This is a genomic window from Qipengyuania sp. MTN3-11, from assembly GCF_042851825.1.
Classification (GTDB): domain Bacteria; phylum Pseudomonadota; class Alphaproteobacteria; order Sphingomonadales; family Sphingomonadaceae; genus Qipengyuania.
In genome coordinates this window covers 647,200-668,247 of sequence record NZ_BTGM01000002.1, presented here as the reverse complement: position 1 = coordinate 668,247, position 21,048 = coordinate 647,200, and the positions used below count along the sequence as shown (strand labels likewise).

The window sequence follows — 21,048 nt, the reverse complement described above, 5'->3', positions numbered from 1 at the left end:
GATCGCGTGGCGACATCCGTGCGTTCGTCTTTTCGGTCAGTACACCTCACGCGTCGAACCTTGGGAGCGATAGGCCTCTAAGCCTCAGCGCATTGCCGATAACGGAGACCGACGACAAACTCATTGCCGCGGCTGCGATCATCGGGCTGAGGAGCATGCCAGTCCAAGGATAAAGGACGCCGGCGGCCACGGGAATCCCGAGCGTGTTGTAAGCGAAGGCGAAGAACAGGTTCTGGCGGATATTGCGCATCGTGGCCCGGGACAGGACCAGCGCTTGAACAACGCCAAGCAGATCACCGCGGACCAGTGTCACGCCCGCGCTTTCGATGGCGACATCGGTCCCGGATCCCATTGCAATTCCGACGTGCGAAGCGGCGAGCGCAGGGGCGTCGTTGATCCCATCGCCGGCCATGGCGACACGGCTGCCGCCGCTCTTCAACTCCTCAATCTTGCGATGCTTGTCTTCTGGCGAGACGTTCGCCTCGACCTCATCGATGCCGACCTGTTCGGCAACCGCGAGGGCGGTAGCCTCGCTGTCGCCGGTCAGCATCACGACCTTGATGCCTCGCTCGTGCAACGCGGTAATGGCAGTGCGGCTCGTTTCCTTGATCGGGTCGGCGACCGCGATGAGGCCCGCCGGCGCTCCGTCCACTGCCACGAACATCACCGTTTGGCCCAGCTGTCGACCTTCTTCCGCAGACTGCCGCCAGGTTTCCTCTAGGGCGCCGATGCGCTTCATCATTTTTTCGTTGCCGATCGCGATATTGCGACCCTCGACGCTTGCTTGGATGCCTTCGCCGGTGACGGATTCGATATTCGCGGCATCCAGAATGGCTGCTCCGCGGTTTTCAGCACCCTCGACTATCGCATGCGCGAGCGGGTGCTCGCTTCCGCGTTCGACCGCCGCCACCAGGCTGAGCAATTCGCCGTCGGTGAAGCCGGAGCGGGGTTGCACATCGACCAGATCCGGTTTCCCGAGCGTCAGCGTGCCGGTCTTGTCGACCACCAGTGTATCGATCTTTTCGAGGGTTTCGAGTGCCTCGGCATTCTTGATAAGGATCCCGTGCTGGGCACCTTTGCCCGTGCCGGTCATTATCGACATCGGCGTCGCCAGTCCGAGGGCGCAGGGACAGGCGATGATCAGAACGGCGATCGCGTTTATCAATGCGTATGCCAGAGCCGGCGCAGGCCCCCACACCGCCCAGACACCGAAACTGACGATGGCCACCAGAACAACGATGGGTACGAACCAGGCAGTAACCTGATCGGCGAGACGCTGGATCGGCGCCCGGCTGCGCTGCGCCTCCGCCACCATCTGGACAATTTTGGATAGCATCGTATCCGCGCCAACCTTCGTGGCGCGCATGGTGAAACTGCCGGTCTGGTTCACCGTACCGCCGATTACCGTATCGCCGGCATTTTTCTTGACCGGGATGGGCTCGCCACTGATCATCGATTCGTCGACGGTGCTGCTGCCTTCCTCGACGCTGCCATCAACCGGAACCTTGTCACCTGGGCGGACGCGCAGGAGATCGCCCGAACTCAATTCGTCGAGCGGCACTTCTCGCTCGTCGCCGCGGGCGAAAATCTTCATCGCTGTTGGAGGTGCTAGCTCCAGCAGGGCGCGTAGCGCGCTCGAAGTAGACCCCCTCGCCTTGAGCTCCAGCACCTGGCCCAACAGTACCAGTGTGGTAATGACCGCGGCGGCTTCGAAATAGACGCCGACGCGGCCCGCATCATCGCGAAACGCATCGGGAAAGATGTCCGGCACGAGCGTCGCCACCACGCTGAAAAAATAGGCGATCGCTACGCCAAACCCGATCAGGGTGAACATGTTGAGATTCATCGTGCGGACCGACTGCACCGCACGCGTGAAAAAAGGCCAGCCGCCCCACAGAACGACCGGAGAGGCAAGCACCAGCTGCAGCCACTGTGCCCAGGCCGGGTCGATGACCCCGTGGAATGGTCTCGAGGGCAAAAGGTCGCCCATGGCATACGCAAACAGCGGAAGCGTGAAGAGCGCGCTCCACCAGAACCTGCGACTCATGTCGACGAGTTCGGGATCCGGCCCGTCGTCAAGGCTGACTGTCTCCGGTTCGAGCGCCATCCCGCAAATGGGACAGGACCCCGGTCCGGGCTGTCTGATTTCGGGATGCATGGGGCAGGTATAGATCGTGCCTTCAGGTACATCTTCTACGGCGTCGAGGTGAGCCTTCGAGAGATAGAGTTCGGGATCGGCGCGGAATTTGTCGAGACAGCGCGAGGAGCAGAAGTAATGTTCGGCTCCCTCATGCTCATGCGTATATTTCGCCGTCTTCATAGCGACGTTCATTCCGCATACGGGATCGACCGCCGTTTCGTTCGGGACAGCGGTCTGCGTGCCTGTGACAGATTTATCAGTCATGTATTCTTCCCGTTTCGAAAGCGCCTATTGAAATACTATGCTCTGGCTGCACTTGTTCCGAACCGTCCAAGGCCTCGACCACGACCACTTCGCGCCGCCGTATGGTCTTCTACGTTCTGAGGTATTTGAGCAGTGCCAGGATCCCAAGGATCATAAGTGTCAGGAGCAGGACCCAGAAGAGGCCCATCGCCCACATCATCATGGGGGCATCCATCATGCTGTTTCCGGTCATCATCTCGCGCTCCTTTCTGACGGATATTGATTTAAACAATCCGGGTTGAAGTGCGCCGCACCGTCCTTCGGTGCGGCGCTTCTCGATTCACTGCTTGGCGATTGCGGTGAGCTCTCCGCCCCCGCCTTCTGTAGTCCGGAACTCGAAAGTCACGCGGTCGCCGACCGACACCTTGCCGAGGCTTTCCTCATCGGCGGCGAAAGCCATGGTCATGGCCGGCCATCCCACCGCGGGGATAGGGCCGTGATCGATCGTGATCTTTCCTTCGGCCTCATCGATCTCGGTCACCGAGCCTTCGCCGCTGCCAGACTGGCCTACCTCCCCATTGTCCATCATCGGCATATCGTCTGACATCGGCATGCTGTCCGCGTTGGACATCTCGTCGGCCATCATCGTTTCTGCCGGTTGGCTTGCGTCCTCGGCGCTATCGCAGGCTGCCAACGCCAGCGGAGCTGCGAGCAGGATCATGTAGGTTGGGGTACGCATTCTTCGTCTCCTTCGGTTTGTGCCGGTTTTTCCGGACGGGGCCGCCGCAACAGCAAATATGCGGCGGGAAGCAAAAACATCGACAGAAGCGGGGCAGTTATCATACCCCCGATCATCGGTGCGGCGATCCGGCTCATCACCTCAGAACCTGCACCGGTGCCGATCAGGATGGGGAAAAGGCCAGCAAGAATGACCGCCACCGTCATCGCCTTGGGTCGCACGCGCAGGAGCGCGCCTTCCCGGATGGCTTCGTCCACTTCTTCAGCGCTGAGGGTACCTTGCCGCCGCTCGAGGGCGGCTTTCAGGTAGATCAGCATCACTACGCCGAACTCGGCCGAGACACCGGCGAGCGCGATGAAGCCAACCGCTGTCGCCACGGACTGGTTGTAGCCCATCAGATAAAGCAGCCAGTAACCGCCACTGAGCGCGAAAGGCAGGGTGCCCATGATGAGTGCCGCCTCATCCACTCTCCTGAATATGAGATAGAGCAGCAGGAATATGATCACCAGTGTCGCGGGCACCACGATCTGCAACCGCTCATAAGCGCGTGTCAGATATTCGAACTGGCCCGCATATGAGAGGCTGACACCGGCGGGCAGATCGACACCCGCAGCAACCGCCTCCTGGAGATCGGCCACCACCGAGGTGAGATCCCGGCCCCGGACATCGACATAGATGTAGCTGGTCAGCCGGCCCTGTTCGCTCTTGAGCATGGGCGGACCGTCGCTGACCCCCACCCGGGCTACGGTTCCAAGCGTGATCTGCTGGCCAGACGGCGTGAGGACCGGCAAGGCTCTAAGCTCATCGACGCTATCGCGGATTTCGCGCGGATACCTCACATTGATGGGATAGCGCGCGAGGCCCTCGACCGTCCGGGCGACATTGGCACCGCCGACCGCGCCGGAGACTATCTGCTGCACGTCGGTTATGTTGAGCCCATATCGCGCAGCGGCCATCCGATCGATATCGACATCGACATAGCGGCCACCCGACAGGCGTTCCGCCAATGCCGAGCTGACCCCGGGGACCGTCTTGGCCACACCTTCCACCTCGAGCGCCACGCGTTCGATCTGCTCAAGGTCGTCGCCTGAAACCTTCACCCCGATCGGACTCTTGATGCCGGTCGCGAGCATGTCGATCCGGTTGCGGATCGGGGGCACCCAGACATTGGCGAGGCCCGGCACCCGCACGACCCGGTCGAGTTCCTCGACGAGCAGATCGGGCGTCATTCCCTCGCGCCACTCCTCGCGCGGCTTGAAACGGATCGTCGTTTCGAACATCGTCAGGGGGGCCGGATCCGTCGCCGTATCCGCACGGCCCGCCTTGCCGAACACGGTTTCCACTTCCGGGACCGACTTGATCAGGCGATCGGTGCGCTGCAGCAGCGCCGAAGCCTCGCCGGGCGAAAGCCCGGGCAATGCGCTCGGCATGTAAAGCAAATCGCCCTCATCGAGCGGGGGGAGAAACTCGCCGCCAAGCCTGGTGAAGGGAATCGCGGTGGTCAGGAAGATCACCGCCGCGATCGCCAGCGTTGCCTTGGGGCGCCGCATGACCCAATCGAGTCCCGGGCGGTAGATTTTCGTCAGCCAGCGGTTGAGAAAATTGGAATCCTCCGAAGGGATCTTCCCACGGATCAGCCATCCCATCATCACCGGTACCAGCGTTACCGAGAGAATGGCCGCGGCCGCCATGGCATAGGTCTTGGTAAAAGCGAGCGGCGCGAACAACCGACCTTCCTGCGCCTGCAGGGTGAAGACCGGCAGGAATGACAGCGTGATGATCAGCAGGCTGAAGAACAGCGCTGGTCCCACTTCCTTCGATGCATCGGCGATGATCCGCCAGCGTTCCTTTACCGCGAGCACGGTATCCGGGTTTTCGTGCTCCCATCGTTCGAGATGCTTGTGGGCGTTCTCGATCATCACCACCGCTGCATCGACCATCGCTCCGATCGCGATGGCGATGCCGCCCAGCGACATGATGTTGGCATTGACGCCCTGGAAGCGCATCACGATGAAAGCGGCCAGCACGCCCAGTGGCAGGGTGATGATGGCGACCAGGGCGGAGCGCGCGTGCCAGAGGAACAGCCCGCAAACGAGCGCAACCACGATGAATTCCTCGATCAGCTTGTGGGTCAGATTCTCCACTGAGGCGTCGATAAGCTGTGAACGGTCGTAGGTCGTGACGATCTCGACGCCTTCGGGCAGGCTCGCCTGCAACTCGTCGAGTTTTTGCTCCACGGCCTGGATCGCGCTTCGCGCATCCGCTCCCTGGCGCAGAACGATGATGCCGCCGGCAACCTCACCTTCACCATTGAGCTCGGCGATGCCACGCCGCAGTTCAGGGCCGACCTGGATCGTCGCGACATCGCCAAGCGTGACCCGAACGCCGCCGCTCGCGGTACGTAAAGGGATTTGCCGAAAATCATTGAGGTCGCCGAGATAGCCCGAGGCGCGAACCATATATTCGGCTTCGCCCATCTCGACGATCGAGCCGCCCGCTTCCTGGTTGGCAGACTGGATGGCGCTCACGATCTCGGCGTGGGTCACGCCGAGCGAGGCCATCCGGTAAGGTTCGAGCACCACCTGGTACTGCTTGACCATACCGCCGACGCTCGCGACTTCGGCGATGCCGGGGATCGTCTTGAGCTCGTAGCGCAGGAACCAGTCCTGCAGGCTGCGAAGCCCGGCAAGGTCATGTCCGCCCGTGCGGTCGACCAGCGCGTACTCGTAAATCCAGCCGACCCCCGTGGCATCTGGACCCAGCGTGCTCGTCACACCATCGGGCAGGCGGTTCTGCACCTGGTTGAGATACTCGAGCACGCGCGAGCGCGCCCAGTAGAGGTCGGTTCCGTCCTCGAAGATGATATAGACATAGCTGTCGCCAAACATCGAGTAACCGCGGACGGTTTTCGCCCCCGGCACCGAGAGCATGGTCGTTGCCAGCGGATAGGTAACCTGGTCCTCGACGATCCGGGGGGCTTGCCCCGGATAGTTGGACCGGACCACAACTTGGACGTCGGAAAGATCGGGCAGCGCGTCGACCGGCGTCGTGCGCACTGCCCAGAAACCGCCTAGCGTTACCGCGATGGCCGCCAGAACGATGAACAAGCGGTTGGCGATCGAGGCATCGATTATCCGAGCAATCATTGTCCGGCCCTCCCGATGGTCTCGATCCGGGGGCCCTCATCCTCCTGGATGAAGGTGAAACGGACTCTGTCTCCCTTCTCGAGCCCGCGCATCTGCGCCGCGCTCTTCGTGCGGAAGGTCATCGTCATGGCTGGCCAGTCGAGCCGCGGGACGGGCCCGTGGCGCAGCGTTACCGAGCCATCGGCGATTTTCTCGATTGTTCCAATCGCACTGAAAGTCGTTGCTTCGTCTTCATCTGCCTGCTCGCGGCTGACCTGTTCAATCGGGCGGACATCGAGCCCGGCCAGGCTTGCCTCGGAATCGAGCAGGAACTGACCCGATGTCACGACCTGTTCGCCGGCGGAAAGTCCGGCCAGCACTTCGGTCCTTCCACCCGCTTCGCGGCCGATCCGAACCTCGGCGGGCATGAAACCGCCCTCGTCCTGCCTCACCATTACGATGGTTCGACGTCCGGTCCTGATAACCGCTTCGGACGGTACCAGCAGCGCGCGGCGTGTGTCCGGGGTCAGCGAAACCTGCGCGAACATGCCCGGTTTGAGGCGTCCGGATGCGTTGGGCAGCTGCGCACGAACGGTGATCGTCCGGCTCGCATCCTGTGCACTCGGCAGGATGGCGATAATGCGCCCCGCGAACCGTTCGTCGGGAAACGCGGTCAGGTTCGCGCTGACAGGCTGGCCAACCCGTACATTCGCAGCCTGCGTTTCAGGCACCGCGGCTTCCAGCCAGATCGGCGAGAAACCGGTGATCTCAGCGAGCGTCTGTCCGGCCATGACCGTCATTCCCGGACGCACGCCGAGCGATGTGATCGCCCCGCCGATCGGCGCGGTAACAGTGATCGTCGAATGCGGTCGTCCGCTGCGTCCCACCGACGAGATCAGGCCTGGAGACATGCCCAGAAGGCGCATGCGCTCGCGCATCGCCTGCGCAAGTTCTTCATCACCGCTATTCAGGACGGCCAGATATTCCTGCTGCGCTCCGCCCCATTCGGGAACCAGGATATCCGCAAGCGGCGCGCCCCGTCCAATCACGTCATCCGGCGCACGACCGTAAGTCCTTTGAACATAGCCCCCGGCGCGGGGCTGGACGATCGCGACGTCGCGTTCATTATAAGCGAGCACGCCAGTGACGGTTATCTCGGGCTCGAGAAGACCGTACTCTGCTTCGGCGGTGCGAATGCCAAAATTCTGGACCAAGTCCGCGTCGATCTGAACGCCAGCGGTCGCCTCCTCGCCTGCACATTTGGGCACCAGTTCCATGTCCATGAACGGCGATTTGCCCGGTTCGTCGAAGTGCTGTCCGGGGACCATCGGGTCGTACCAGTAGAGGACATCCTCGCATTCTGCGCCCGACGTTCCGCTGCTCTCGGCCGTTCCTGCGCCATCTTGGCCAAGCTGCGAGAGGCCATATCCGGCGGTACCACTGATGAGGGCAACCGTGGCTGCCATCGTCCAAGACTTCTGGCGTGGTGACAATCTGTCCCACGCAGCTCCCATTGCGGCTCTCATAGATGGCGTTCCCTGTATGTCAGTCGTAGGTTGGCGGCAGCTTCGACAGTCGCTTCCTCGCGTTCGAGAATATCGATGCGAAGCAGCGCCAGCGCCTTGATGGCTTCGATCACGTCGAGCAGTTCCGCTCTGCCCGCCGCAAAGCTGGCTCGTTCGAGTTCGGCTCGGCTTTCGGCCAATGGAAGCAACTCCTCCGTCGCGCGCTGCCATTGTCGGAAGGCGCTGCGCCACGCGGCCAGATCAGCCTCGAATTGCGCCTCGAGCGCGCGCAGCTCGTCGAGCTGCGCCTCACGTGCCGCAGCCGCTTCCGACCGCGCCGCAGCAATGCGTGGCTCCTGCCTTTTCTTGCTGAACAGCGGCAAGGTGACCGTCCCCATAACCGAAAACAAATCACCATATTGGCGCTCCCTGACGCCGTAACTGACCCCGACGCTGAAATCCGGGCGCAAGTCCGACCGCGCGAGGTCGATTGCCGCGTCAGCCTGACGGACTTGAGCTGCCGCCAGAATAATCTCCGGGTTGTATTCCAGCGTAGCCCGCAGCCGCTCGGCTTGGATATCGACCGGTGGAATTTCGCCCGAAGCGACCGCATTCTCGGCGCCAATAAATCGGCCGAGACGAGCCTGCGCGGCTTCGCGCTCTGCCGCGATCCGCGTCCGCGCGTCTTCCACTTCAAGGACGGCTCGGCGGATCTCCAGACTTTCGCCAGGCCGTGCAGTACCCGCCGCAACCGAACTGCGCGCAAGGGGTACGAGGCGTTCGATCTCGTCTAGTGCTTCGCCAACGACCAGATCCGCGCGCTGGGCATAGGCAAGCGAGATCCACGCGCGTCCAGCGCCCAGTCGTGCCATGTGCCGCGCATGAGCCAGTTGGGCCGAAGCAAAATCGATATCCGCAGAAGCGATGCCCGCACGGGCACGCCGTTCGGCAAGGTTGGGAAAGTCCTGCTCGATCCCGATCTCGACCATGGTCATCATCGTGGGATCGAGAATGTCCGGCCCCGTCACCGGGAGGTTACGAATGCCGCCGCGCAATTGCGGATCGGGCAGTTCGTCAGCCGCCTCGGCGATCTCTCGCCGGGCGTCGAGCCGTAGTTCGCTGGTGCGAACCTGGGGCTGGCCGCTGACCGCAGCCTCTAGAGTTTCTTCATAGCCCACCGATTGGGCGTGACTCGCCGGCGCGATAGCCAGCAGGACCGGAAGCGCGGTCCAGCATATTCGTTTCATGACAGTAGGATTCCGCTAAAGGGCGCGGCGAGCGCGCGTTCGAGACAGTTCGCGCACGCAAAATGTCCAGCCATAGCCTGCAGAGCTATATCTGCATCAATTCCAGGTTTCTAGGCTTGCGGAGGGGGCGGTTCCGGCCCTGCGCCGGTGCCGTTCAACTCGAAGAAAGCGAGATCGGTAAACTGGCTAGCGACCGCCAGCGGTACCCTCACAACCGCGAGGTCTTGAGTCATGACAAGCGGCGGAATGCAGCCAAGGGCAACCAGGCAATCGAGCCGCAGGTCGGCGCACGGCGATCTTTCAGCCTCGTCGTCGGTGGTGTCCATGACCATGTCGTTGCAATTGCGCTCGACCATGCTCGGCTCCTGGGGAAGCGCCGACGCATGAGCTGCCGTTTGAACAAAGAGTCCAACGCCAACCAAGATAAGGCCGAGAGCGCGCAGCATCCGCATCATCCCACAATACGGAAACGAGCCGTCACCGGCAAGCGCAGGTTTGCCGCCACCGCGCGGCGCCCCATCGTTCTATCCTGGCGGACTATCGTCATAGCGTTTGCATTGGCCTTATAACAGAAGGGTCCTGCCCCGCAGGTTCATGCGGGGCAGGTGGGGGGACTGGTTGAAGCGTCAGACATACTGGAACTCAGGCTTCAGCCTGCTTCGCCTTGCGCCATCTGCTCGCGCTTCTTTTTCATCATTTCATTGCAGTTACGCATCATTTCCATCATTTCGGCGCGCATCTCCGGATCGTTCATCATGGCCATCATGCCGGACATCTCCCTCTCGCTCATATCGCCTTGCGTTCCGCCCCGCATTTCTGCGCGCTGCTGCTCCTGCGTGTTTTGGGCTCTGTCGGGACGGTGATCGACCTTGGGTTGCGCGACGGCCGTCGTTGCGAGGCCAACCGTCGCGAGCGCACCGAGTGCGGTCATCTTAAAAGTGTTCATATGATCTTTCCTTTCAAATTATTGATGCCTTGGGCTTCGCTCCGTCCTTTATTCTTCGGCGCACGAGCGAATTCGGCACGGGTTTTCAGGATCCGGTCGACGTTCCGCTCTTGCGCATGCACACGGCGACCATTGCCAGGCAGGGCAGTACATAAAGAAACGGAAGAATCGCTGCGAAGCCCAACCACATCGAGCCAAGCGCCAGCGCGGCCAATGCCAAAACGACACCAAGGGCGAGCATCCACTTGCGCTGTCGGCCTTTACCGGCAGAACAGAGGCCTTCCGCATCGGTATTGGAGCGCGCGGAAGTGGCGGTGACCGGCACCAAGGCTCGGGACGACGGAATAGTCATGTCTTATCCTTCATCGAATCAACCGATACACACAAAATAGGGCTTCCCATCATTGGAAGGTCAAGGGAATTTGACGGAATTATTCGACTCTGAGCCAGTCGGCTTGCGTTCCTATCATTGGAAGGTTAGAGCGCCCGCATGAAACATTCACACACGATTGGCGAGGCGGCCGCAGCGAGCGGGGTTTCTGCCAAGATGATCCGACATTATGAAAAGATCGGTTTGATTGAGGCGGCGGACCGGACCGATGCCGGCTACCGCCTCTACACTCCGGCGGATATTCATACGCTCCGGTTTGTGCGACGCGCCCGCAATCTAGGCTTCTCGGTCGACGATATTTCCGAGCTGCTCGATTTATGGAAAAACGACACCCGAGCGAGCAAGGACGTGCGCCGAGTGGCCGATGGCCATCTTTCGGCCTTGCGGTCGAAGGCTGCAGAAATCCATTCTATGATAGACGCGCTCGAACATCTTTTCGAGAATTGTACGAATGACGAACGTCCCGACTGTCCCATCCTCAAGGACCTCGCTGACGATGCCAATCCGGCTCGTCCCAAGGACGTTGGTCACAAGTTTGGCTTCGAGCGCGTTTGCTAGGCTTCGGACGGTGCTCAGTATCGCGCAAAGACGCTCGTGGCACCATCCGCTCTTACGCCCGTAATCGTCCACGTGCCTGTCTTGGCACCGCCCATGCCCGGCGAACCTGCAGGCATGCCGGGAAGCGTGATGCCTGAAATCCGCGGGCGTTCCTCCAGCAGGCGGTCAACGCTGTCGGCCGGCACATGTCCATCGACGAAGTAGCCGCCGATGAGCATTGTATGACACCCTTCGAGCCCGGCGGGCACACCCTGGCGTTCCTTGATTAGGGCGAGGTCGTGGGTCGCGACCATCTTCACCTCATATCCGCTGGCTTCGAGATAGTCGCCGTAGCTTTCACAGCAACTACACTGAGGGTTCTTGAAGATCGTGGCAAATGGTCTTGCTTCCTGTGCCGCCGCTGCCGAGGGCAGCAGCGCGAGGGCCGAAAACGACATCAAGACCTTGGGTAACAAACGCATCAGTTTTCCTTTCTTTCAGTTAACTCGAATGGTGGCCATCATTCCTGCGGCCTGGTGTTCGAGAATATGGCAATGGAACATCCAGTCGCCCGGGTTGTCCGCTACGAATGCGATCTCGACGCGCTCTTCGGGCGCCATGAGGACGGTGTCCTGCCACTCTTGATATCGTGTCGGCTGTCCATTGCGCGACAAGACGCGGAAACTGTGGCCATGCAGATGGATCGGGTGCCACCACGCAGTCTCATTGGTCATGTCGAGGAGAAGCGTGGTTCCTCGCGCGGCGGAAATAATCGGATCGTGAACATGGCCGCTCGCCGAAACACCGTTGACGGTCCAGCCCATCATTCCTCCGGACATCATTCCCGAACCTCCCATCCGCCCCATCATCATGCCGGAGCCGGTTCGTTGCCCGTTCCTCGCGTCAGAGCCGCTGGCTGTTCGCCCCATCATGCCCATCATCCCGCCACCGAATATGATCCGGTGACGCTCGGCCGTTGCCAGTTCGGGTTCGGCGAGAGGGTTAGGGGGCAGCGGCGCTGGATCGGGCAGACGTCTTTCCCTGACCTCTTTGCCCTGACACTCGAATGTGGTGAGTTCGTATTCCAGTCCATCATAGAACAGATCGAGCAGTGAATGCCGGGTCCCGGCGGGATAATCGAAATCGACGATCAGATCCGCCCTCATTGCCGGCCCGAGAAGCAGGGGCGCGCTTAAACGGTGGGGCTCGACGGGTTGGCCGTCGAGCGCGACGACCATCGGTTCGAGCTCACCGAAATCGAGCCCGAAGATCCGAGCATTGGCTGCGTTCACGAGTCTCAGTCTGATCCTCTCGTTGGGCCGCGCAACGAGCGGTTGCCGGGATTTTCCGCTAATCGTAATGGTGTTGCCGATCCGACCAGCCATCATCGCATCATGCCGACTGCCGAAACCACCGCTGATCTTCCCCCGATCATCGAGCCGCCAGTCGTCGAGCATCCAGACGAGGTCGCGATCGACCTGCGGCGGATCTGCCTCTTCGATAATGAGCGGTCCGTAGAGGCCGCGACCGACCTGCTCGAAGCTGCGCTGATGGGGATGGTACCAGAAAGTGCCCGCATCCTCCGGCGTAAAGGCATATCTGAACCTTTCGCCGGGCTCCACGGGGGGCTGGGTGAGGTGGGGAACGCCATCCATCGCGTTGGGAACACGAACGCCGTGCCAATGGATGGTTGTTTCCTCATCCAGAGCGTTTTCCAGCAGGACCTCGAAGGCCTCTCCCTGCCCAACCCTGAGAGCAGGACCCGGTACCGAGCCATTGTAACCCCACACCGGTATTTGAAAGGCTTTGTCGATAAGTGGCGCGCTGGTCGTTCCGGCCTTGAGGACGCGGCGACCGGCGGTTGTGCTGGCACCCACCGGAGTTCTACCTCCGGCTCCCAGAACGGCGGCCAATCCGCCGCCAATGGCCAGAGCACCGGAACCGGCGAGGACCGCGCGGCGCGTCAATCGTGATTCTTTTGATTGCATAGAGAGCATCTCCGCAGCGGCAGATTTAGGTTCGACCCACAATGTAGTCCTTCCCATCATGGGAAGGTCAAGACGGCCCATTGGACATCAGCCGTTAAAGGCACGGAAGACCCCGAAACTTCTCTGTATGAAGGACGCGCAGGCAGGTGCAGGACAATTATCCTCCACCCCGAAATTTCACGCCTAACGTTCGCCGGGTCCAGCGCCGTTTCTCTTGATATGGGTATTCAGAGTTGGCGCTCGGTCCAGGTCCTGTTAGCTTCTTGGCTGCTGCGATTTCTTGGCCAGCTCTTTCCAACGACGGGGGCGTGGCAGCAGCATTGGAACCTTGCGCATATAAGCGCGATACTCGTCGCCAAATTTACGGATCATGCCGCGTTCTTCCTTGCGCGCGAGAAGATAGTAGGCGAGCACGATGACCGGGAAGAGAACGACCGAAAAGATTGTCGGCCAATGAATGACGCCTTCTCCGAACAGGGCGAGAAACAACCCGGTATACTGCGGGTGCCGTACGAAACGATATAGTCCATCGGTGACAAGCCGTTCGTCGTGACGCGCCCTATAGACCGCGCGCCATCCGTGAATGAACATTCCCACGCCGATGAAGGCTAGCGAGTAGCCTATCAGCATCGAGACAAACATCCCGGTTTCGCCCAGACCCACGAGTGTAGACCACAGATTGGCGCTGACATATTCCCGATCGATTCCGAATGATCGAATGAGAAGATAGACGGTCAATGGGAAACCGAACATCTCGGCATAAAGAGCGATTATGAAGGCTTGGACGAGCCCTGCGCCGGTCCATTCCCGCCAGCCGCTCGGCGCGAAATACCGGTAAAAGATCCACGACACGATCACGATCATCACTGCGGCGATACCCCAGGCCATCGATCTTTCCCTGCGTTTAACTGCCTCCAACTCCCCTGCGCCCAAACGAGCAATGTGAGAAGCCGGGCTCGATTTGTTTCGGCACGAAGGTACCGTTTGCCATCGTTGGAAGGTCAAGCGTGATCGGGGATCGGTCCGAGTGAATGGCTTGATCGGCTCGAAAGCAACAAGCGCTAGCCTCAGTTTTCAGCTTCTCGGGCAGGAAACCAAGCTCGCGGGCGGGTGTTGCAAGATAAGGTTCTTGCAGCCGGGTCTTGACCTTCCAACGATGGCAGGCACCAGGTTCGTAGAACTCGCCGAATCGACGGGGCGAAGTCATTCTGCAGCGTTTGTTTCGCAGAAATGGCTTTCCATCGAACGTAACCTGGAACCTTTGGAGAGAAAGATGAAAATCAGCGAAATCATGACCAGCGATCCGGCATGCTGCAAGGAAGACCAAAGCCTGCAGGAAGCTGCCAAACTTATGGTCGACAATGACTGTGGTGAAATCCCGGTTATCGGCGATGATGGCAGTCTTGTCGGCGTCATTACCGATCGCGACGTGTGCTGCCGCGCGGTGGCCGAAGGCATGCCGGCGGAGACCCAAGTGGGAGACGTGATGACCCGGTCGGTCGTGAGTGTCACGCCCGACACTTCCCTGGAGGATTGCCTGGCGTCCATGGAAAATAGCCAGGTCCGCCGCGTACCGGTCATCGACGATGACGGGAAATGCTGCGGGATGGTGTCACAGGCAGACATAGCCCGAACCGGAAGCGATGCGAAGACGGCCGAGCTCGTGCAGGAAGTTTCCCAGTCACGCGCAGAGGGGAAATCCTCCGGCTGTTGTTAGGGCGGCGACATGCAGCAGCCGCTCCTTGAAAGGAGCGGCTGCCGTCTTCTTCGTACCGAAGTGGATCACCTTCCAGCAACGAAATCGAGGGCACTCCCATGGACAAGCGTATCGTTCTGATTACAGGCGCGAACGGATATATTGGGCGCGCGCTGACGCAGCGTCTCGGCAAGACATATCGCGTGATTGGTCTCGACCGGTCTCCCGTCGAGGATAATCCCGATCTCGCCGCGTCCTATCGCATGGATCTCGGGGATGATGCGTCTGTTGCGACTGCTCTCGAACAGGTCAGGAACGACTTTGGATCTGAAATTGCCGCTTGCATTCACCTCGCCGCATATTTCGACGTTACTGGTGAGCCCAATCCTCTCTACGAGAAGGTCAATGTCGAGGGTTCACGCCGACTGATCACGGCGCTGCAGGCCTTCGACATCGAGCAGTTCATTTATGCAAGCTCCATGCTTGTTCACGAGCCCAAACAGCTGCCCGACGAGCGTATCGACGAATCCAGTCCGCTTGGACCGACCTGGCCTTACCCTCAATCGAAAGCCGATGCGGAACAGGTGCTGCGCGAGAACCGTGGCGACATTCCGGTTGTATTCCTGCGATTTGCCGGGGTTTACGACGACGAGGGGCACTCCGCCTTTCTCGCCGAACAGATTGCCGGTGTCTATGAGCACCGCGTGTCGGCGCATTTGTATCCGGGGATGCTGTGCGCTGCGCAGTCGGCACTGCATCTTGACGATCTGACCAAGGCGGTCGAGCAGACTATCGCTCATCGCACTGACCTGGAGGGCGAGACGCCGATACTTGTCGGAGAGCCCGAAACGCTTGGATACGCCGAGATTCAGGACATCGTTCATTGCCAGATCCACGGCGAGGAATGGACGACAGTGCGCATTCCAAAAAGCGTGGCGAAACTCGGCACGTGGATCGAGGAAGAAGTCCTCGGTCATGACGGATTCGTCAAGCAATGGATGGTCGATGACGCAAACGCTCACTACATTCTCGATATCTCCCGCGCCCGGAAACTGCTGGGGTGGGAGCCAGAGCACTCGCTCCGCGAAACGCTTCCGACAATCATCGACGCGTTGAAAGCCGACCCGCAGGACTGGTATGAAACGAACAAGCTGAACACGTCCCGCGTGGCCTGGCATCCAAAGAGTTCGGATGCAGCGAAGACCGAACCGGCGCGACTACCATCGCATGACACAGACATGGCTCATGATGGGCACCAGATGGACGGCAACATGCACGACATGGACGGCCCCCAGCGCGGTACCCGCTGGACGCAGTTCGCTGTCATCGGGCTTGGCCTGTGGCTTGCTGCAAGTCCTGGTGTTTATGACGTCGTATCCGCCGATACTGCGCGTGCTTCGGTCGTAGCGGTCACTCTCGAGCGGGGTTTGCCGTCGATCGAATGGCGGGCCAATGCTCTTGCCCTAAGCGATATGCTGAGCGGGATCGCATTGATGATCTTCGGTGCGATGTCGCTTTCGAAGCGCACTGCCTGGTTGGGGCAGTGGGCGACGGCCTTTGTCGGCATCTGGCTGCTTTTCGCGCCCTTGTTCTTCTGGAGTCCGAGCGCGGCGCAATATCTGACCAATCTCCTGGTCGGTACATTGGCGATCGCATTTTCGGTGCTGGTGCCAATGATGCCCGGCATGAGCATGGAAGGGATGATGGACGAGAAGTCCATCCCGCCCGGGTGGACCTACAGTCCCTCGACCGATGCCCAGCGATTCCCGATCGTGGCGATGGGCATCATCGGCCTTCTGATATCGCGCATGCTTACCTCCTACCAGCTTGGCCATATCGATGTGGCGTGGGAGCCGTTTTTCTCCGGATCGCTTGGCGATCCCAAGAACGGCACCGAGGAAATCATCACGTCGGATGTATCCAAGGCCTGGCCGATCCCGGATGCAGGACTAGGAGCGGTCAGCTATGTGCTCGAGATCCTGATGGCGGTCATGGGAACCCGCACGCGCTGGCGCACGATGCCGTGGATGGTTACCTTCTTCGGCATTCTGGTCATTCCGCTCGGTGTGGTCAGTATCTATTTCGTGATCATTCAGCCGATAATGATCGGGACGTGGAGTACGCCGGCTCTGATTGCTGCGCTTGCGATGCTCATCATGATCCCGTTCTCGCTCGATGAAGTCATCGCCATGGGACAGTATCTCTACTGGTCGAAAAAGGAAGGCAAATCACTCGTTCGCACCTTCTTCAAGGGCGGCGCAGTGTCGAACGGTGAAATCGACGATACCGACTATATGACCGACGCGCGTTCGATCTGGAACAACACGGTGCGCGGCGTGACCTTCCCCTGGACCCTGGTGGCCAGCACGGCTTTGGGAGCCTGGCTGATGCTGACAAGGATCACGCTTGGCAGCGAGGGGGCGATGGCCAACAGCGATCACGTGGTGGGTGCTTTGGTGATTACGGTGGCAATCATCGCGACCGCGGAAGTCGCGCGCGCCCTGCGCTTCATCAACGCTGCGTTCGGTGCCTGGCTGGTCGCAGCGCCATTCATCCTTGCGGGGGCTTCGTCTGCCGGGACGGTGGCCTCGGTTGGGGTCGGACTGCTCTTGATCGGACTGAGCCTGCCTCGCGGTAAGCGAAGCGGTGAGCATTATGCGGGCTGGGACCGGTTTGTCGTATGACCGGTTGACCCGAGCAAAGCGGCTCTGGCGTTCTTTCTTGAGGAACAGCGTCAAGCCGAGTTCGAACCCGCATTTTTCTCAGAGCATCGCTAGAAATGCGCCCTGAGTTCCCACAAGATAAGTAGGAGTAATTACATGACCCTTTCCATTGGCTCGACAGCCCCCGATTTCGCAGCCCAGACCACACAAGGAAACATTCACTTCCATGATTGGATGGGTGACAGCTGGGCAATCCTCTTTTCCCATCCCAAGGCATTTACACCGGTTTGCACGACCGAGCTTGGTTATATGGCCGGGCTTGGCGAGGAATTTGCCAAACGCGACACCAAGATTATTGGCCTTTCGGTCGACAGCAGCCAGGATAATCGCGATTGGCTTCCCGATATCGAGGAGGTGAGTGGAAATAAGGTCGACTATCCCGTGGTCGGCGACAGCGACCTTCAGGTCGCCAAGCTTTATAATATGCTGCCGGAAGATGAAGCGGGTAATGCGGAGGGGCGAACCGCAGCCGATAACGCCACCGTCCGCGCTGTCTATATCATCGGGCCAGACAAGAAAATTCGCGCCATGCTGCTTTATCCGATGAGCAGCGGGCGGAATTTCGATGAAGTGCTCCGGCTGCTGGACTCGGTGCAACTCACCGAACGCAAGGGTGTAGCGACACCGGTTAATTGGCAGAAGGGTGATGACGTGATCATTCCGCCTTCCTTGTCGGACGAAGATGCGAAAGCCAAATATCCCGATGGCTGGGACGAAAAGAAACCGTATTTGCGTGTGATCCAAGAACCGATCGACTAATTGCGCGAGCAGGTTGCCAGCAATTGCATGTCGGCGTGAACATAGCACGCTCATGCTAGGATTTGAGCGCGTCGCCACACCTGCGAGTGGATCTATCTGTTCGATATATAGATTGGCAAGAAGCGTAAGCGATTAGGTGTACGGTAAAACCAAATCCGGTCTCGATCGGTTTTCTCCTCGTTAATCGAATGGCGGCCCCACCTCCCCCTGAACCCTGCGGATCGCAGGTGTCCCGGGGCCGTTCAGGAACCCCGCGCTTGACCCAACCCTGGCGCGGGGTTCCGTCTTTCAGGTACAATAGCTGTTGAGCGCGGCTATGTTGGCCAAAGGACTGCGGTGCCCGCCGAGCTTGGACACCTCAGCTGCGTGACGGGCTTGAGGAGCTGCCAGTGTGACGCAATTGACCTCGACCTTCAATTGGTGGAGGGCTATGCCACATCGGCGAAATACAAAGAACCCTCGCGTGGGAAGCCTCTGTTCGAAAGAGTACTATGGCAGACCTATTTAACGAACTCGTATGGGTAAGGGCCGTCCGTGGTTGCTAGTCGCTTCATGGCCAAACCGACTCATGCTGTCGAACCAATAGCTTTGCACGACGGCAAGACGACCGTTGTGAGCGTCATAAGCAGTTCGGCTGCTGTTTTGGCAGCTTGCTCTTGCTGCATTCTACCGATGGTGCTGGTTGCCGCCGGGCTGAGTGCGGGCTTGAGCAGTGTTTTGGCGCCTCTGGGCTCGCTTCATTGGCCAATGACCGCGTTTTCGATGATTGCGGTGGCGGCTAGTTGGCTCATTGTTCTGCGCAAACATCGGCACACGAGTCATTGCCACTCCCAGGTCGCAGTTAGATGGCTCAAGAACCGTCAGATAATTATGCTCCTGGTTGCAACCGTGATGAGCTTCATCGCGGCCGCCTGGGGCTATTTCGAGCCAACTCTCATGAAAGCATTTATGTAATCCGAGGTTCTGAGAGAACGACACTCGGACTGGCTCCTTTTACTGCGATAGCGAAACTTTGCGGGGGCCTATAAAGCGCCACCGGACAATGAGGGTTCAGACGATCTTCTGCGCGCAACGTCCTACAGACAAATGCGCCTTGGCAATGTTCGAGGGGAAGCATTTTCGGAATCGAGCGAAAAAAAAGCGGTCTTAATTGCGACAGGTTCAAAAAAGCTCCCCAATCCCGAAGGACTCCAATTCGATTATCATCCCGATGTGGTTCTGATGATAGCCTCCCGGTTCGATCAAATGATTGGGAATGCGGATAGCGCGCAATAGCCCGCACATGGCTCCGCGGTGGCCAAGGCAATCCAACCTATCCCTGCGGTGATTTCCCGCCGAGCTCGTGCAGTCGCTCGACAGCATCTTCAGAGCAATTTCCGCATTTCAGATTGGTAGGCACGGCCACGTCGATTTTTTCAAGGTAGGGCAGGTCCAGCACGGCCCTGATCTGCTGAAATTCGAAAAAGTGAGACATCGCCATTCAAGCGGGGGTTGCGTTTGCCTGCCTGTATGATCGTCGAGACGCGCCCCCCTGCACAATCAAGCGCAGGATAGACCAGCGTGTCTTCCGGTAGGCCAAACAGCTTTCGCGGACGGCCCTGAAGGGATCGCGGGTTGGCCATTTTCGAGGTTTTCCAGCTTTTTAGCCCTGCGCGTTTGTCCATGCGCCCATGGAGCCCAGATAGACGTCGAGGTGTTTGAAGCCTTGGCTTGCGAGCCAGCCCGCTGCTACGCTCGCCCTCATGCCGCTGGCGCACATCAAGGTGTAATGACGGTCGCGATCGAGCTCTTTCCAGCGGGTGTTGAGCTCGCCGACATAGACATGTTCGGATTCATCGATGCTGCCTTGCTGCCGTTCGTCAAGGGCGCGCACGTCGAGCAAGGTCCAATCTTCGCTGTCCTCAGCGAGCCTGCGTGCGACTTCCTCGGTGTCGATCATGGCAATACTTTGCATCGCTTTGCCCTGTGCGGCGGCTGGGATCACGCCGACATAACCGCCGACAATATTATCGAGACCAATGCGCACCAAATGCGCCATAGCTTGAGCGAGCTCGTCTTGTTCGGAAGCGATTAGGGCTATCGTGTCGCCTTCGCTGATGAACCACCCGGCAAAGGCGGGTATCATTCCCACTGGAAGGCACACGGCACCCTGCATATGACCGGCGGCATAGGCGAGCGGCTCGCGTACATCGACCAGGTGATCGGCGCCGCTCTCGCCGAGGTCTTCCAGCCCCAGAAGCCTTGGCCGCATGACTCGCGGCGCGGCATTGGCGCCTTCGAGATTGAGCCGCTCCATTAGCCGAAAATAAGGTGGCTGGTAATGATGCTCTTCTACCTTCGCCTTGATGAACTCGTCGCGGTCAGCAATGCGCAGCCGCGGGTTGTTGCGCCGCTCATGGCCGATTGTCGAGAATTCCCGGTCTGCCATTCCGGACCCGCAAACCGATCCGGCACCGTGCGCCGGGTATATGATCGTCTGGTCACCCAGAGCGCAAATCTTTTGCAATGAATCGTACAGGAGGCCCGCGACCTCCCGCGCGCGCTCGGGATAGAAATCGGTGCGTCCGACGTCGCCCACGAAGAGCGCATCGCCGGTGAACACGCCGACCGGTCCTTCGGGATAATCGTCGTCGTGAAGGACGAAGGCGAGATGATCGTCGGTGTGACCGGGGGTTTCGAGCACTTCGACCCTGATCTTACCGATCTCGAAAACATCGCCCTCTCGCGCGGTGTCGGCGAACACAACCTCATCCGCAGGGTTTGGACCGTGCAGAACCCGGGCACCGGTCATTTTGGCTAGTACCGGCGATCCCGTGATGAGATCCTCATTCCTGTGCGTTTCGAAGATATGCGTGATCTCCAGCCCTTCGGCGCGGGCTCGCTCGAGATATATCTCGCAGTCGCGGCGCGGATCGATGACCGCTGCTTTGCCCTGCGAACCGATCAGATAGGAAAGGTGCGAAAGGCCGGGGGTCTTTATCTTCTCGAGCAGCATATCTTACCTCGTTG

General features: G+C 59.8%; 18 protein-coding genes. 5 read left to right on the top strand and 13 right to left on the bottom strand.

Features of this window, described 5'->3' with window-relative positions; genetic code table 11:
* Positions 1 to 46 precede the first annotated feature (46 nt).
* The 8 genes from ACGHN1_RS10555 to ACGHN1_RS10520 all read right to left on the bottom strand — a co-directional run bounded on the left by ACGHN1_RS10555 (position 47) and on the right by ACGHN1_RS10520 (position 10,297).
* Positions 47 to 2,404, bottom strand: coding sequence for a heavy metal translocating P-type ATPase (locus ACGHN1_RS10555; RefSeq protein ID WP_390550851.1), 2,358 nt, complete (start codon positions 2,402 to 2,404; stop codon positions 47 to 49).
* A gap of 319 nt (positions 2,405 to 2,723) precedes the next feature.
* Positions 2,724 to 3,122: a copper-binding protein gene (locus ACGHN1_RS10550; RefSeq protein ID WP_229735557.1), complete on the bottom strand. Its 399-nt coding sequence runs from the start codon at positions 3,120 to 3,122 to the stop codon at positions 2,724 to 2,726.
* A complete protein-coding gene (locus ACGHN1_RS10545; protein WP_390550850.1) occupies positions 3,101 to 6,268 on the bottom strand; it encodes an efflux RND transporter permease subunit in 3,168 nt (1,055 codons plus the stop codon). The genes ACGHN1_RS10550 and ACGHN1_RS10545 overlap by 22 nt, the downstream gene beginning before the upstream one ends.
* Positions 6,265 to 7,761: an efflux RND transporter periplasmic adaptor subunit gene (locus ACGHN1_RS10540; RefSeq protein WP_390550924.1), complete on the bottom strand. Its 1,497-nt coding sequence runs from the start codon at positions 7,759 to 7,761 to the stop codon at positions 6,265 to 6,267. The genes ACGHN1_RS10545 and ACGHN1_RS10540 overlap by 4 nt, the downstream gene beginning before the upstream one ends.
* 8 nt (positions 7,762 to 7,769) lie before the next feature.
* Positions 7,770 to 8,999 (bottom strand): TolC family protein, encoded by a 1,230-nt coding sequence (locus tag ACGHN1_RS10535; protein ID WP_390550849.1) that lies wholly within the window; start codon positions 8,997 to 8,999, stop codon positions 7,770 to 7,772.
* Between the two features lie 110 nt (positions 9,000 to 9,109).
* Positions 9,110 to 9,355 carry a hypothetical protein gene (locus tag ACGHN1_RS10530; RefSeq protein ID WP_390550848.1) on the bottom strand — a complete coding sequence of 82 codons (246 nt, stop codon included), beginning with the start codon at positions 9,353 to 9,355 and terminating at the stop codon, positions 9,110 to 9,112.
* A gap of 293 nt (positions 9,356 to 9,648) precedes the next feature.
* Positions 9,649 to 9,945, bottom strand: coding sequence for a hypothetical protein (locus ACGHN1_RS10525; RefSeq protein ID WP_317152385.1), 297 nt, complete (start codon positions 9,943 to 9,945; stop codon positions 9,649 to 9,651).
* Positions 9,946 to 10,030: 85 nt separating this feature from the next.
* Positions 10,031 to 10,297, bottom strand: coding sequence for a hypothetical protein (locus ACGHN1_RS10520; protein WP_317152384.1), 267 nt, complete (start codon positions 10,295 to 10,297; stop codon positions 10,031 to 10,033).
* Between the two features lie 138 nt (positions 10,298 to 10,435).
* Here ACGHN1_RS10520 and ACGHN1_RS10515 point away from each other — a divergent pair, with 138 nt between their 5' ends.
* The gene (locus ACGHN1_RS10515; protein WP_317152383.1) at positions 10,436 to 10,894 is read left to right on the top strand and encodes a Cu(I)-responsive transcriptional regulator; all 459 of its coding nucleotides are present in this window, start codon (positions 10,436 to 10,438) and stop codon (positions 10,892 to 10,894) included.
* Between the two features lie 14 nt (positions 10,895 to 10,908).
* On the opposite strand, the gene ACGHN1_RS10510 is transcribed toward ACGHN1_RS10515, so the two are convergent.
* The 3 genes from ACGHN1_RS10510 to ACGHN1_RS10500 form a co-directional block, all read right to left on the bottom strand.
* On the bottom strand, positions 10,909 to 11,355 hold the full coding sequence (locus ACGHN1_RS10510) for a DUF411 domain-containing protein (protein ID WP_054527531.1): 447 nt from the start codon (positions 11,353 to 11,355) through the stop codon (positions 10,909 to 10,911).
* 15 nt (positions 11,356 to 11,370) lie between these two features.
* Positions 11,371 to 12,840: a multicopper oxidase family protein gene (locus tag ACGHN1_RS10505; protein ID WP_390550847.1), complete on the bottom strand. Its 1,470-nt coding sequence runs from the start codon at positions 12,838 to 12,840 to the stop codon at positions 11,371 to 11,373.
* 276 nt (positions 12,841 to 13,116) lie between these two features.
* Complete coding sequence (locus ACGHN1_RS10500) at positions 13,117 to 13,749, bottom strand: methyltransferase family protein (protein ID WP_390550846.1); 633 nt, start codon at positions 13,747 to 13,749, stop codon at positions 13,117 to 13,119.
* A gap of 139 nt (positions 13,750 to 13,888) precedes the next feature.
* Between ACGHN1_RS10500 and ACGHN1_RS10495 the strand changes: the two genes are divergently transcribed.
* From ACGHN1_RS10495 to ACGHN1_RS10480, 4 genes are all read left to right on the top strand, one after another.
* A complete protein-coding gene (locus ACGHN1_RS10495; protein ID WP_390550845.1) occupies positions 13,889 to 14,578 on the top strand; it encodes a CBS domain-containing protein in 690 nt (229 codons plus the stop codon).
* 98 nt (positions 14,579 to 14,676) lie between these two features.
* Complete coding sequence (locus tag ACGHN1_RS10490) at positions 14,677 to 17,241, top strand: NAD-dependent epimerase/dehydratase family protein (protein ID WP_390550844.1); 2,565 nt, start codon at positions 14,677 to 14,679, stop codon at positions 17,239 to 17,241.
* 135 nt (positions 17,242 to 17,376) lie between these two features.
* Positions 17,377 to 18,039: a peroxiredoxin gene (locus tag ACGHN1_RS10485; RefSeq protein WP_390550843.1), complete on the top strand. Its 663-nt coding sequence runs from the start codon at positions 17,377 to 17,379 to the stop codon at positions 18,037 to 18,039.
* A 552-nt stretch (positions 18,040 to 18,591) separates the two neighbouring features.
* Complete coding sequence (locus ACGHN1_RS10480) at positions 18,592 to 18,993, top strand: hypothetical protein (protein WP_390550842.1); 402 nt, start codon at positions 18,592 to 18,594, stop codon at positions 18,991 to 18,993.
* Between the two features lie 358 nt (positions 18,994 to 19,351).
* Here the strand turns inward: ACGHN1_RS10480 and ACGHN1_RS10475 are convergent, their stop codons facing one another.
* Complete coding sequence (locus ACGHN1_RS10475; RefSeq protein WP_182849628.1) at positions 19,352 to 19,519, bottom strand: hypothetical protein; 168 nt, start codon at positions 19,517 to 19,519, stop codon at positions 19,352 to 19,354.
* 162 nt (positions 19,520 to 19,681) lie between these two features.
* The gene (locus ACGHN1_RS10470; RefSeq protein ID WP_390550841.1) at positions 19,682 to 21,034 is read right to left on the bottom strand and encodes a rhodanese-like domain-containing protein; all 1,353 of its coding nucleotides are present in this window, start codon (positions 21,032 to 21,034) and stop codon (positions 19,682 to 19,684) included.
* Between the last annotated feature and the right edge of the window lie 14 nt (positions 21,035 to 21,048).